Raw genomic sequence first — 12,239 nt, forward strand, 5'->3', positions numbered from 1 at the left:
CATGACAGGCGGCGTCCATGACAGGGGCCGTATGACTGGGGCCGTTATGACTGGGGCCGTTATGACAGGGGGCGTTATGACAGGCGGGCGAGCACCCGCGCGGCGGCCCGTTCCGCCGCGGCGACCGCGCCCTCGCTGCACGGCCGCAGGGCGACCCAGTCGCCCGCGTATTCGACCGCCGATCCCGGACGCCCCTCGAACGCCGCCCGCGACGCCAGGGCGCGCGGCGTCGCCTCCGGCAGCCCGTACGGGAACCGGTGCACGTGGAAGCGGGCCACCCGGCCGGCCAGGCCGGGGACGAACCGCTCGGCGCGCCCGACGAGCTGGTCGGCGACCTTCTCGTCGCTCTCGCCCATCAGCGCGGCGGTGCCCCGCGGCGAGGTGATGAGCGAGATCAGCCCGGTGCCCGCGGGGGCGCGGCCGGGATGCTTGTGGTGGTCCACGGTGATCACGTTGAGCACGGGGTCCTCGGCCGCGGGCACGAGCGTGGCGAACCCGCGCCAGCCGGGCGCCGCCGGCCGGGAGAGGACGAGACTGAGCCGGAGCATGGGCGCGTACGTGCACGCCTCCAGGTACGCCCGCTCCTCCGGCGGGGCGCCGGGGTGCAGCCGGGCCGCCACGGGCGCGGGAACGGCCAGGACCGCCGCCCGCGCGGTCACGCTCCCCCGCGGCGACTCCAGCCGCACCCCTCCCGGGCACGTGACCACCCCGGTCACCTCGTGCCCGGTGACCACGTCGAGCCCGGCCGCCAGGACGCGGGCCAGGGTGTCCATGCCGTCGCGGTAGGTGTGCCAGGTGTTCGTGCTTCCGGCGGTCGTCAGGTGCTCGGCGAACACGGCGGCGGACGAGCGCCCGGCGTCCCAGCCGAAGAACCCGGCGACCAGCGGCTCGACGAGAAATCCGCGCAGGTCGGGATGGTATTTCCGGACCAGGTCGGCGACGGTGGCGGCGGGGTCGGGGCGATGGCGGGCCAGGCGGAGCCGCAGGCGTACCAGATCGAGCCGGGCGCGCGGCGGCAGGCCCGCGCCGGTGAGCAGCCCGAGCGGGCGGCCCACGTGCGGGTGGACCCGCCCGTCACGCCACACGCCGACGGCGTCGCGCACCCTCGGCACGGCCGCCGCGTCGAGGCCGACCGCCCTGATCAGCCGCCAGGTGGCCGGATAGCCGGCCGCCGACGGCAACATCTCGGCGCCGGTGTCGATCAGGCAGCCCCGCGCCCGCAGGGTGCGCATCCGCCCGCCCACCGCCTCGGCCGCCTCCAGGACGCGGACCGCGAGCCCGGCCCGGTCCAGCGCGTACGCGGTCGCGAGGCCCGCCGGTCCGGCCCCCACCACCGCGACGTCCACGTTCATGCCATGACCAGGTTGGCCAGGATCAGCACGCCGACGGTGACGCGGTGGGTGCGGATCGCCACGCGCCGGGCCCGCAGGACGTCCCCGAGGACGAACCCGATCACGAGCTGGGCCACGCGAAGGGAGACCAGCGGCACGAGCACGCCCAGGAACCACCAGGGCGCGACCCCGGCGGCCACGGACCACCCGACGACCAGGCTCTCGGCCACGGTCACCGCGGTGACGAAGGCGGCGTTGACCCGCGGGGACGTCCGAGCCGCGACGGTGAACCGCCCGGCCTCCCGGTCCCCCCGGGCGTCGTTGGTGTTGGAGTACAGGCCGAAGATCATCGGCCCGAGCCCGAACAGCACCGCCTGCACCGCCACGAACCCGCTCGCCTGCCCCGTCAGCAGCCCGTACGGCACCAGCACCCACCCCACGCCGAGCCCGACGAGGAACAGCTCCTGGAACCCCCGGTAGCTGAGCTTGAGCCCCCACGAGTACTGCACGGCCGCGACCACGCACGCCGCCGCCGTCACGACCACCCACGCGGGCCGGTACGGGGCGGCGGCCACCACCGCGGCCCACAGCACGACGCTGATCGCGGTGGCCGTCCAGGCGAACCGCAGCGCCTGCGGCTCGGTGAGCGTGCCGGCGACCAGCGGTTTGCGGGCCAGCCTGCGCCGGGCCGCGTCGGAGGAGTAGTTGGCCGCGTCGCTGCCGTCGCGGTGGCCGGTGATGTCGTCGAACCCGACCATCGCGGCCACCACGACCGCCTCGGCGACGAGCACGGCCAGCAGCAGGCCCACCGCGTACGGCTGCCACCGCCCGGCCGCCGGCAGCAGCGACCACACCAGCGGCAGGCCCAGGTAGTAGTCGTAGATGTCGAGCTTGGCGAGCCGCGCGTAGGGCCCGAGGCCGCGGCTGACCACCTGGTCGGTCATGGGTCCTCCTGCGGGGAGCCGTGGGCGAAGGCGCAGACCGCGTCGGCGATCCGTTCGACCTCGGCGTCGGCGAGCCGCGGGTGCAGCGGCAGCGACAGGTTGCGCCGGGCGGCCGACTCGGCCACCGGCCAGGACGCGCCGGGCGGCGCGAACCGGGCGAAGGCCGGCTGGGCGGGCAGCGGGCGCGGGTAGTAGACGTGGGTCGCGATGTCGTGGGCGGCCAGGTGGGCCGCCAGCGCGTCCCGGCGCTCGGTGAGCACGGTGTAGACGTAGTGGAACCGCCCGTCCCCTCCGACGGGCGGTGCCACGATCCCGCGTTCCGCCAGGGACGCGAAACGGCGGGAGTAATAGGAGGCGATCTCGGCCCGGCGCGACAGGCGGTCGTCCAGGCCGGCGAACCGGTGGAGCTGGAAGGCCGCCATCACCTCGTCGAAGCGGCTGTTGTAGCCGACGCGGTGGTGGTGGAAGCGCCGCGCGCCGTCCTGCCCGTGGTTGCGCAGCACCCGTACGTGCGCCGCCAGCGCCGGGTCGTCGGTGATCACCACGCCGCCCTCCCCCGGCATGCCGAACGTCTTGACCTGCACGAACGAGTAGACGCCCGCGTCCCCCCACCGCCCGGCCGGCCGCCCGCCCAGCGTGCCGCCCTGGGCCAGCGCCGAGTCCTCGACCAGCCGCAGGCCGTGCCGGTCGGCCAGCTCGCGGAAGCGCGGCATGTCGGCCATCACGGAGAACATGTGGGCCGGCATCACCGCCTTGGTGCGCGCGGTGACCAGCGACTCGGCGGCGGCGGGGTCGGCGGTCAGCGTCACGGGGTCGATGTCGGCGAAGACCGGCCGCGCCCCGGCGCCGAGCACGGTGGCGGCCAGCGGGGCGCAGCCGAAGGCGGGCACCACGACCTCGTCGCCGGGGCCCACGTCCATGGCGGCGAGCACCAGGGTGAGCGCCGAGGTGCCACTGGAGCAGGCCACGACGTCGGCCGCGCCGAGCCGGCGCCGCAGCTCGCGTTCCATGCGGGCGGTGTGCTCGCCGAGGATGAACTTCTGGGCCTCGCCGGTGCCGACGGCGTAGACGGTCTTCAGCAGCGTCGCGCGGTCGTCCTCGAACAGGTCGGCGGCGAAGAAGGGCACCCGGCTCATCCCCGCCGCCCTCGGTAGAAGCCCTCGATCTCGTCGCACACCCGGTCGGCCTCGGCGTCGGACAGGTCGGGGTAGAGCGGCAGGGCGAGCGCCCGCTCGCAGGCCGCCTCCGCCCTCGGGAAGTCGCCCCGGACGTGGCCGAGGTGGGAGAAGCAGGGCTGCAGGTGCAGCGGGACCGGGTAGTAGATCTCGATGCCGATGCCCCCGGCGGCCAGGTGCGCCGCCAGGGCGTCGCGGGACTCGACCTCGACGAGGTAGACGTAGCAGACCCGGTTGCCGCCCGGGTGCGGCGGCACCGCGCCCGGCACGGCCAGCACGCCGGGCAGGTCGCGCAGCCGGGCGTCGTAGCGGGTGGCCAGCTCGGACCTGCGGGCGATGTCGGCGTCGAGCCTGGCGAGCTTGGCCAGCAGGACGGCGGCCTGGAGGTCGTCCATCTTGCTGTTGCAGCCGGGCAGGACGGTGGGGTTGGCGATGCCGGGGAAGTGGTCGAGGGTGCGGCCGCCGCGGCCGTGGTGGCGCAGCGCCCGCGCGGTCTCGGCGATGCCGTCGTCGTCGGTGAGCAGCGCTCCGGCGTCGCCGATGGCCCCGAGGGTCTTGGAGGGGAAGAACGACAACACGCCGCCCGCGCCGACGAGCCCGGCGTGCGTGCCGTCGAGGCGCATGCCGATGGCCTCGGCGCTGTCCTCCAGCACGGTCAGGCCGCGCAGCCGGGCGACCTCGCACACCCCCCGCAGGTCGGCCAGCCGGTCGAACAGGTGCGCCGGCATGACCATCCGGGTACGCGGCCCGGCCACGGCGTCGACGGAGGCCGGGTCGATGCCATGGCCGAGTTCCTCGATGTCGGCGAAGACCGGCACGCCGCCGGCCAGCACGACGGAGCTGGCGGTGGCGATGAAGCTGTAGGCGGGCACCACGACCTCGTCGCCGAGGCGCAGGCCGGCCGCGCGCAGCAGCAGCACCAGCGCGTCGGTGCCGGAGTTGACGCCGACGACGTGCGTGGCGCCGGTCCACAGGGCGAGCCGGCGTTCGAGCTCGGCGACCTTCGCGCCGTGGGAGAACTTGCCGCGGTCCAGCACGTCGACGCAGCCGGTGCGGATCTCCCTCCACAACCGGTCGAACGTCGCCGCCTGGGAGAAGAAGGGGATGGGAGCGGCGGCGCGGGGCGGCGATCCCCCGGGCGGAGAGAGTGTTTTCTCCAAGGTTCCCGTCCTGGTGCGGTGGTGGGCGGGGCCGCCCGGGGATGCGGCCCCGGACGGCCCCTTTCGGGCGGAGCCGTCCGGGGACACGGCCCCCGGACGGCCCTCTCGGCAGAGCCGCCCCGGAGACAGCGGCTCTGGGCGACCCTTCGGCGTGCTCGGGGCCTAGGTCACCTGCCGAGCAGAGGGATGTCGTTCTTGCCGAGGTGGTAGTCGCGGACGGCGTCGACCAGCTCGGAGACGGTGAGTCTGCCGGTGCCGTCGGTGTCCATCTGCCGGAACGCCTCGGCGGCGACGTCGCCGTCGAGGCCGATGGCCGAGAACCACTTGGCCATCTCCGAGGAGTCGACCTCGCCGTCGTCGTCGCGGTCGAGGACGTTGACGATCGCCTGGATGGTCGGGCGCACGACCTGGGCGAACCCGGCGTCGCCCCTGCTGATGATCTCCTGCTCGGCAGCCCGGACGAACTGCTCCTGGTTGAGCCTGGACGCGCCCACCGCTCCCGCGAGGTGGTCGAACATGGCCAGGTACGCCTGCTTCAGCCGGTGCGCCTGCGGCGTCCCCTGCACGCCCAGGCCCTCGATGATGCCGTCGGCCTCGTTCTCGAAGTCGGAGCGCTCGATCGCGCCGGAGCCGTCGTTGTCCCAGAGGCGGAAGCGCTCTTCCAGCCGGCTGGTCGTCTTGGTGCCCGCAGCCATCGTCTGTCCTTTCGTGACACGCGCCCGCCCGCCGTCGTGGGGATCATCGGGGGAAGGACGCGACTTCTAGTGGGGCCCGAAACAGAAGGTTCCCACCACTGTGCGCAATCAACAGATTACCCTGTGTGACTATTGGTAAACCAGAGGTCACGGAAAGTAATCGAAACCCTCTAGAGCAGGGGCCAGCGGAAGACGCGGGCCCCGCCCTCCTCGGGGTCGCCGGGGAGCGCCTGGCTGAACACCAGCGGCTCGCCCGGCATGAGACCCAGCTCGCGGCCGGTGGCGGCGGGATCGGCGTGGATCAGCACGTTGTAGTGGTTGGGCAGGTGGCAGCCGTCGAAGCCGAGCAGCACCCCGACCCGGCGTCCGCCGATCCACACCTCGTCGCCGCGGTCCAGCACGCCGGCCGCGACGATCTCGGCGAAGCCCAGGAAGGCGACCCGATCGATCCTGGCCCCGGCGTCGATCTCGGTGTGGTCGGTGGCCACCAGCTCGTGCACCTCGCCGGCGCGTACGCACCGGCTGGCGTACGGTTCGAGCCGCATGCCGCGGTCCTGCCTGCGGTGCACCAGCACCTTCAGCAGCGTCCCGGTGACCGCGGTCTTGGGGCCGTCCTCGTCGGGGTTCACGCGGCCCCCCGTCCGGCGCCGGCCTTCTCCAGGCGGTAGACGTCCTCGACGAAGCGCAGGGCGGGCAGGCCGCCCTCGCCGTCGGGGGTGCCGTAGCGCACGCAGCGTTCGAAGGCGGCCAGCACGCCCTCGTACTCGTGCCACAGGGAGTTCTTGAAGCCGGAATGGCCGGCCAGCATGTCGGCGTACAGGGTGCGGCCGTCGGCCAGGCGTACCTCCAGGTCCTTGCGCTCGCCCGGGTAGGACCAGTCGAGCAGGATCCGCGCGCGGGCCGCGCCGGCGCGCAGCTCGACGTCCGCCTGCCGGTCGGCCCCCGTGGCGTCCCGGTCGACGTGCGCGGAGACGACGTGCGCCGGGCCGAGCAGCAGGTCGACCAGGTCGAACGCGTTGGGCCCGTTGTCGGCGACGCAGCCGCCGCCGCAGCGCCGTACGTCCAGGTACCAGGAGTCGTCGCCCGCGTGCTCCTCGATGCGTTCCAGGTAGCGCACGGTCAGCTCCTCGACTCGGGCGCCCGCGCACGCGGCGCGCAGCCGTCCGACGGCGTGGTTGTAGCGGCGGTGGAAGGCGGTGAACAGCGGCACGTCCGAGCCGGCGGCCAGGTCCGTGAGCCACCTGCCCTGCGCGGCGTCGAGGGCGAGCGGCTTCTCCACGCAGACCGGGACGCGCCGCTCCAGCGCGTCGGCGCAGACCCGGGCGTGCAGGTCGTTGGGGACGGTGACCACGACGGCGTCGGGCCGTTCCTCGTCGAGCAACCGCAGGTGGTCGCGGTAGGCGGGGACGCGGTGCCCCTCCAGGGCGCGCGGGTCGGTGTCGCAGACCGCGGCCAGCCGCAGGCCGGGCGAGGCGTGCAGGGCCGCCAGGTAGAACCGCGAGATCACGCCGAGCCCGATGACCGCGACGCGCAGCCGGGCGCTCACCGCTCCACCACCAGGGCGGGGGCGTCGAGTCCCGTGGCGGCGGCGAGCGCGGTCAGCTCGTCGTACAGGTCCGTGCCGAGCGGGACGCCCGAGCGCCGGTGTTCCTCGGCCCGGCGATGCTCGTGCCAGCCGGGATAGCTCACCGGCAGGCCGGGGTCGGCGGGCGGGCAGCCGAGCAACGCGCCGAACAGCGTGGCCGCGTCGCCCTCCACGCCCTCGCGCAGCGCCCCCGGCGCGACGGCCAGGGCGAGGAAGCCGATGTCGTCGTCGCGCCCGCTCGGGCCGCCGTCGCCGTCGTAGGCGTCGGGGTGGGCGCCGAGACCCGCGCCCGGCACCAGCGCGGCCAGCACCTCGACCGCCACGCCCAGCCCGAAGCCCTTGTACCGCCCCGCCTCGCCGCCGAGCCACAGCAGGTGCGCCCGCCCCTCGTCGAAGGCCGCGGCGTCGGTCACGGGAGCGCCGTCGTCGCCGGCCAGCACCCCTTCGGGCAGCTCGTCGCCGTGCCGCGCGGCCTGCCTGACCCGTCCGGTGGGCATGGCGGTGGTGCTCATGTCCAGCACGAACGGCGGGTGCCCGCCGGCGGGGGCGGCGACGCTGATCGGGTTGGTGCCCAGCATCGCCACCGCGCCCCCGGGCGGCCTGGCGATGCGCTGGCGGCCGCAGTTGCTCGCGATGACGCCGACCATGCCGTACTCGACCGCGCGCAGCGCGTGGTGGCCGGCGCAGCCCAGGTGGGTGCCCCCGCGTACGGAGACCAGGCCGACGCCGTACGTCGAGGCGCGCCCGGCGGCGATCTCCATGGCCAGGCCGGCGGCCCACAGGCCCAGCGCGCGGCCGGCGTCGAGCAGCACGGCCGCGCCCCGGTCGGCCAGCACGGACGGCTCGGCCAGCGGATCGACCCGCCCCTCGTCGAACAGCGGCAGGTAGAGCCGGGTCAGGTTGGCCAGCCCGTGGGAGGTCATGCCGACGAGGTCGCCGTAGCACAGCGCGGCGGCGGCCTCGCGGGCGCGTTCGGGGGCCAGGCCGCGGGTGGTGAACACGGCGGTGACGAAGTCCAGCAGGTCGTCGTGGCGCACCCGTACGGCCGCCCGCTCCTTTCCCGGGGAGACCCTCGGGACCGGCGGGTACGGCTGCGCGGGCGGTGAGTCCGTCGCGGGTGAGGCAGTGGGGTTCATGCTCCTCGTCCAATCCTGTCGTCGGTGAAGGCGATCATCAGGCGGGCCACGGCGGCGGCGAACCCGGCGAGTTCGGCGGCCCGCGCGAACTCCCCTTCGGCATGGGCGTTGTTGCCTGCCAGGTCGCCCGGCCCCAGGACGACCGTGCAGGCGCCCTCGACGCCCGCCATCCAGATGGCGTCGCAGGTGAACGCCGGCTCGCCGGCGGGCCAGGGCGGGATCCCGGCCCGGTCGCGCAGGAGCGCGTGCCCCCACGCGTCGCGGTCGTCGAGCACGGGCAGGCCGCGCTTGCGCCACTCCAGCCGGGTGACGGCCCTGGCGTCGCGGGCGGTCCTGGCGAACAGGGCGGTGCCGCCGAAGACCGCCGCGAAGGCCGCGAGCCCGTCGTCCAGGGCCCGGGTGAGGTCCCGTTCCAGGCGGCGGCCGGTGGCGGGGGTGGCGTAGGGCAGGTTGAGCAGGAGGGAGCCGCGGCCGTACACCTGGTTGTGGCGGGTGCCGGTGTGCAGGCCCGCCACGCACACGGTGTCCGGGTCGAGCGCCCTGGCCAGGTGCTGGGCCAGGAAGCCGAGCAGGACCGTGGCGTTGTGCCCGGCGGCCGGGCGGTCGTCCACGGCGTGGTCGCCGTCCACCACGATCCGGGCGGTGGCGGCGGCCGTGCTGCGCGGCAGGAACCGTACGCCGGTGGGCTCGCAGAAGACGTTGAGCCGCCCGACGTAGCCGCGTTCGACGAGCGGACGGGTGCCGAGCACGCCCATGGCCCCGCCCTCCTCGCCCGCCACGGCCTGGATCAGCACCCCGACCTCGCGCCCGATGGCCGGCCGGCGGGCGCGCGCCGCCCGCAGCCCGGCCAGCAGCGCGACGGCCGGGCCCTTGGCGTCGATCGCGCCGCGGCCGTGGAACCGCTCGCCGTCGAACCCGGCCGGTCCGCCGCCGGCGACCGTGTCGAGATGCACGTTGAACATGACCGTGCGGGACGCCGGCAGGCCGGGGCCCAGGCGCAGCACCAGGCTGGGCTGGCCGTCCAGGAAGCCGGGCTGGTCGAGGGCCTCGCGCACGGGCGCGGGGACGTCGGCGCGGTCCAGCTCGGCCGGGCGCACGGAGGTGTGCCGCACGGTGCGGAAGCCGAGCGGCGCGGCGGCCCGCGCGTACTCCTCCTGGGCCCGGCGCAGGAGCGGCGGCGGCCCGGCCGGTCCGGTCTCCAGCGGGCCCGCCGTGGGCAGCCGCAGCAGCCTCAGCAGCAGGTCGCGTTCCGCCGCGTCGAGAGGCACGGCGTCAACGTCCATCGACCTGCCCCACCAGCCGTTCCAGCGCGCGCCCGTACCGGACGAACGCGGCCTGGTCGCCGCGGCCCGGGTCGTCGAGGTGGGGGCGCAGCCGCAGGTGCGGCTCGATGGACAGGGCGCCGGTGTAGCCGTGGGCGGACAGCAGGCCCAGGCACTCGGCGACGCCCGCCCGTCCCTCGCCGGGCAGCACGTAGACGACCTCGCCGCCGGGGCCGGTGACGGCGTCCTTGACGTGGACGTGCGCGACGTACGGGACGACCTGCCGCAACATCGGGGCCGCCGGGTAGCCGTGGGCGACGCCGTTGCCGATGTCGAACAGCAGCCGCAGCGCCGGGCTGCCGATCCCGGTCACCAGGTCCAGCATGCGGTCGGCGCGGTCGCCGGCCCATCCGGCGCAGTTCTCGTGGACCAGCAGCAGGCCGGCGTCCTCGGCCCGGCGGGCCAGCTCGCGCAGCCGGTCACGGACCCGCCGCCCCCACTCCGGCTCGGCCAGGCCGCCCGAGGGGAAGGACATGATCCGCACCAGCCGCGTCCCCAGCGGGGGGCAGCGGCGCGCCAGCACGTCGAGCTCGGCGAGGTCGAGCGCGAAGTCGCCGGTCACCGGACGCGACCAGTCGCCGATCTTCGAGGCGACCGCGACGACCTCGGCCCGCGCCTCGCGCAACCGCCGCGCCGCGCGCAGGAACGCCTCCTCGCCGAGCCCGGCCACCGGCACGCCGTCGATCGTGCGCAGTTCCAGCCGGTTCCAGCCCAGTTCCCCCACGGCGGCGAGCTGGCCGTCGAGGTCGGGGGCGGCCTCGTCGCCTATCCCGGCCAGCTCAGGAGGTGGTGCCTGCATGCGGCGCCTCCTCACGCCCGGGCTCGTGCGCCGCGCACAGGTGTTTGGCCTCGGTGAGCAGCCGCACGGCGTCGACCTGGACGGGCAGTGCGCCGGGCGAGCAGCGGGCGCGGGCGTAACGCCGGTAGACGGCCAGCAGGAAGGCGGGCAGGGCGTCGTCGGCGAACACCGAACGGCGCTCGCCCTCGGCCGTCGCCACCCTGAGCTGGGCTGTGTGGTCGGCGTCGCTGCACGGGTAGTGGCCGGTGAGCGTGCCCCGCTCGAAGTGCAGGGTGATGCGCCGCTCCCGTACGGGCGAGGTCAGGTCGGAGTCGATCTCCGTGCGCACGCCCGAGTAGTGGTCGAGCCGCAGCCTGGCCCGTCCGAGCCGGGGCAGCCGGTGGCGTTCGGTGACCATGTCCTCCCAGGACGCCTCGGAGATCCGGGCGCCGCCGGCCAGGCTGAGCACCACGGCGAGCGCGTGCGGCACCTCGATGTCGAAGGCCGTGGCGGCGTCGGGACGCGCCGCGCTGCGGGTGAACCTGGGCTTGTTCTGCACGACCCGGATCTGCCGCAGCGGGCCGAACTCCTCGGCGTGCATCGCCGCCCGGAGCCGGCCGGTGAGCGTGCTGTCGAGCCAGTGGGTGGCGACCGTGAGGTCGAGGTTCCAGCGCCGGCGTACCCGGGCCACGGCCGCCAGCCCGACCAGGTCGAGCGCGAGCGGCTTCTCCACGATGAACTTGCGGTAGCCGAGCGGCGCCAGCCGGGCCAGCATCCCGGCCCTGACGTGCGGCGGGGTGCACAGGTGCACGACGGTGCGGCCGGGCGGCGCGAGCGTGGCGGCCTCCTCGGGCGACCCGGCCGTCACGGCTCCCCGTACGCCGCCGGGCGGCAGGAGGGGGTCGAGGACGACGACCGGGCCGGGCGCCAGCAGCCCGGGGGCCGCCTCGCGCACCTTGGTCAGGGACGGCAGATGCAGCCCTGCGCCGGATCTGCCCATCCCGACGATGAATGCGTGCAACATGCTGGAGAGCGCCTCTACTCCGTCGCGTGCTCGGCTTTCCGGCCCGTACTTTTCTCGCCGGAAGGACGACCTCATTTGGCGCTGTCATTGTCGAATAACTTACCGTGACATGTCAATTACTTTAAGTTACACGACCCGCCCTGACCAGCACGACCGGCTACCGGGACATGAGGTCGCGCAGCGCCCGCGCGATCTCCGCGGGGGACTCCTCGGCCATGAAATGTCCGGAGGTGACCGTGTCGTGCCGCAGGTCGGGCGCCCAGGCCCGCCACAGCGCGGCGGCGTCGTAGCCCAGAGCGGCCCCCCAGTCCTGCTGGAGGACGGTCACCGGCATGCGCAGCCGGTTGCCCGCCTCCAGGTCGGCGCGGTCGTGCTCGACGTCGATCCCGGCCGAGGCGCGGTAGTCGGCCACGATCGAGGGCACGGCGGCCCGGCAGGCGTCCAGGTACGCGGCCCGTACGCCGGCCGGGATCGCGGCCGGGTCGTTGGTCCACAGGTCGAGGAAGTGGCCGAAGAAGGCGTCCGGGCTCGCGCCGATGAGCTGCTCGGGCAGGCCGGGCGGCTGGGCCATGAGGTAGAGGTGGAAGCCGACGGCGGCGGTGACGCCGCGCATGACGTCCCACATGTCGAGGGTCGGCAGCACGTCGAGGCAGGCCAGGTGGCTCACCGCGGCCGGGTGGTCGAGGCCGGCGCGGAAGGCGACCAGGGCGCCGCGGTCGTGCCCGGCCAGGGCGAAGCGCTCGTGGCCGAGTGCCCCGGCCAGGGCGACGACGTCGGCGGCCATGGTCCGCTTGGAGTAGACGGACGGGCCGGTCTCGGCCGGTTTGTCGCTGGCGCCGTAGCCGCGCAGGTCGGGGCAGATGACGGTGTGGTCGGCGGCGAGGTCGGCGGCGACGTGCCGCCACATCAGGTGGATCTGCGGGAAGCCGTGCAGCAGCACGATCGGGCTGCCCGAGCCGCCGACGGCCGCGTGCAGCGTGACGCCGTCGGCGACGGGGACACGGCGGTGGTCGAATCCGGGGATGGTCATGAGGTGCCCTCCTTCGTGGGTGACCGGGTCGGTTCCCAGCGTGCCGGGGGCGGATGAGC

12 protein-coding genes are annotated in these 12,239 nt (G+C 75.0%); all 12 read right to left on the reverse strand.

Annotation, left to right across the window (positions count from 1 at the left end):
• Positions 1-74: 74 nt before the first annotated feature.
• Positions 75-1,352: a protoporphyrinogen/coproporphyrinogen oxidase gene (locus tag ACIHAD_RS42550; RefSeq protein WP_397360512.1), complete on the reverse strand. Its 1,278-nt coding sequence runs from the start codon at positions 1,350-1,352 to the stop codon at positions 75-77.
• Positions 1,349-2,275, reverse strand: a complete 927-nt coding sequence (locus ACIHAD_RS42555; protein ID WP_397360513.1) for a UbiA family prenyltransferase — start codon at positions 2,273-2,275, stop codon at positions 1,349-1,351. The genes ACIHAD_RS42550 and ACIHAD_RS42555 overlap by 4 nt, the downstream gene beginning before the upstream one ends.
• Complete coding sequence (locus ACIHAD_RS42560) at positions 2,272-3,411, reverse strand: DegT/DnrJ/EryC1/StrS family aminotransferase (RefSeq protein WP_397360514.1); 1,140 nt, start codon at positions 3,409-3,411, stop codon at positions 2,272-2,274. The genes ACIHAD_RS42555 and ACIHAD_RS42560 overlap by 4 nt, the downstream gene beginning before the upstream one ends.
• Positions 3,408-4,610 (reverse strand): DegT/DnrJ/EryC1/StrS family aminotransferase, encoded by a 1,203-nt coding sequence (locus ACIHAD_RS42565; RefSeq protein WP_397360515.1) that lies wholly within the window; start codon positions 4,608-4,610, stop codon positions 3,408-3,410. Before ACIHAD_RS42565 ends, ACIHAD_RS42560 begins: the two co-directional genes overlap by 4 nt.
• A 167-nt stretch (positions 4,611-4,777) precedes the next feature.
• Positions 4,778-5,305, reverse strand: coding sequence for an EF-hand domain-containing protein (locus ACIHAD_RS42570; protein WP_397360516.1), 528 nt, complete (start codon positions 5,303-5,305; stop codon positions 4,778-4,780).
• A 170-nt stretch (positions 5,306-5,475) separates the two neighbouring features.
• Positions 5,476-5,934 carry a DUF6917 domain-containing protein gene (locus ACIHAD_RS42575; protein WP_397360517.1) on the reverse strand — a complete coding sequence of 153 codons (459 nt, stop codon included), beginning with the start codon at positions 5,932-5,934 and terminating at the stop codon, positions 5,476-5,478.
• Complete coding sequence (locus ACIHAD_RS42580) at positions 5,931-6,851, reverse strand: Gfo/Idh/MocA family protein (RefSeq protein WP_397360518.1); 921 nt, start codon at positions 6,849-6,851, stop codon at positions 5,931-5,933. Before ACIHAD_RS42580 ends, ACIHAD_RS42575 begins: the two co-directional genes overlap by 4 nt.
• On the reverse strand, positions 6,848-8,026 hold the full coding sequence (locus ACIHAD_RS42585) for an Ldh family oxidoreductase (protein WP_397360519.1): 1,179 nt from the start codon (positions 8,024-8,026) through the stop codon (positions 6,848-6,850). Before ACIHAD_RS42585 ends, ACIHAD_RS42580 begins: the two co-directional genes overlap by 4 nt.
• The gene (locus tag ACIHAD_RS42590; protein WP_397360520.1) at positions 8,023-9,309 is read right to left on the reverse strand and encodes a M20/M25/M40 family metallo-hydrolase; all 1,287 of its coding nucleotides are present in this window, start codon (positions 9,307-9,309) and stop codon (positions 8,023-8,025) included. Before ACIHAD_RS42590 ends, ACIHAD_RS42585 begins: the two co-directional genes overlap by 4 nt.
• Positions 9,299-10,147: a sugar phosphate isomerase/epimerase family protein gene (locus ACIHAD_RS42595; protein WP_397360521.1), complete on the reverse strand. Its 849-nt coding sequence runs from the start codon at positions 10,145-10,147 to the stop codon at positions 9,299-9,301. The genes ACIHAD_RS42590 and ACIHAD_RS42595 overlap by 11 nt, the downstream gene beginning before the upstream one ends.
• Positions 10,128-11,150: an oxidoreductase gene (locus ACIHAD_RS42600; RefSeq protein ID WP_397360522.1), complete on the reverse strand. Its 1,023-nt coding sequence runs from the start codon at positions 11,148-11,150 to the stop codon at positions 10,128-10,130. The genes ACIHAD_RS42595 and ACIHAD_RS42600 overlap by 20 nt, the downstream gene beginning before the upstream one ends.
• A gap of 157 nt (positions 11,151-11,307) precedes the next feature.
• A complete protein-coding gene (locus ACIHAD_RS42605; RefSeq protein WP_397360523.1) occupies positions 11,308-12,180 on the reverse strand; it encodes an alpha/beta fold hydrolase in 873 nt (290 codons plus the stop codon).
• Positions 12,181-12,239 lie beyond the last annotated feature (59 nt).

It is taken from the genome of Nonomuraea sp. NPDC052265, from assembly GCF_044547985.1.
GTDB lineage: Bacteria > Actinomycetota > Actinomycetes > Streptosporangiales > Streptosporangiaceae > Nonomuraea.

What these genes read in the sequence shown, in the direction of transcription:
- ACIHAD_RS42550 (WP_397360512.1), bottom strand. Translation starts at nt 1,352, where the DNA reads ATGAACGTGGACGTCGCGGTGGTGGGGGCCGGACCGGCGGGCCTCGCG.
- ACIHAD_RS42555 (WP_397360513.1), bottom strand. Translation starts at nt 2,275, where the DNA reads ATGACCGACCAGGTGGTCAGCCGCGGCCTCGGGCCCTACGCGCGGCTC.
- ACIHAD_RS42560 (WP_397360514.1), bottom strand. Translation starts at nt 3,411, where the DNA reads ATGAGCCGGGTGCCCTTCTTCGCCGCCGACCTGTTCGAGGACGACCGC.
- ACIHAD_RS42570 (WP_397360516.1), bottom strand. Translation starts at nt 5,305, where the DNA reads ATGGCTGCGGGCACCAAGACGACCAGCCGGCTGGAAGAGCGCTTCCGC.
- ACIHAD_RS42585 (WP_397360519.1), bottom strand. Translation starts at nt 8,026, where the DNA reads ATGAACCCCACTGCCTCACCCGCGACGGACTCACCGCCCGCGCAGCCG.
- ACIHAD_RS42590 (WP_397360520.1), bottom strand. Translation starts at nt 9,309, where the DNA reads ATGGACGTTGACGCCGTGCCTCTCGACGCGGCGGAACGCGACCTGCTG.
- ACIHAD_RS42595 (WP_397360521.1), bottom strand. Translation starts at nt 10,147, where the DNA reads ATGCAGGCACCACCTCCTGAGCTGGCCGGGATAGGCGACGAGGCCGCC.
- ACIHAD_RS42600 (WP_397360522.1), bottom strand. Translation starts at nt 11,150, where the DNA reads ATGTTGCACGCATTCATCGTCGGGATGGGCAGATCCGGCGCAGGGCTG.
- ACIHAD_RS42605 (WP_397360523.1), bottom strand. Translation starts at nt 12,180, where the DNA reads ATGACCATCCCCGGATTCGACCACCGCCGTGTCCCCGTCGCCGACGGC.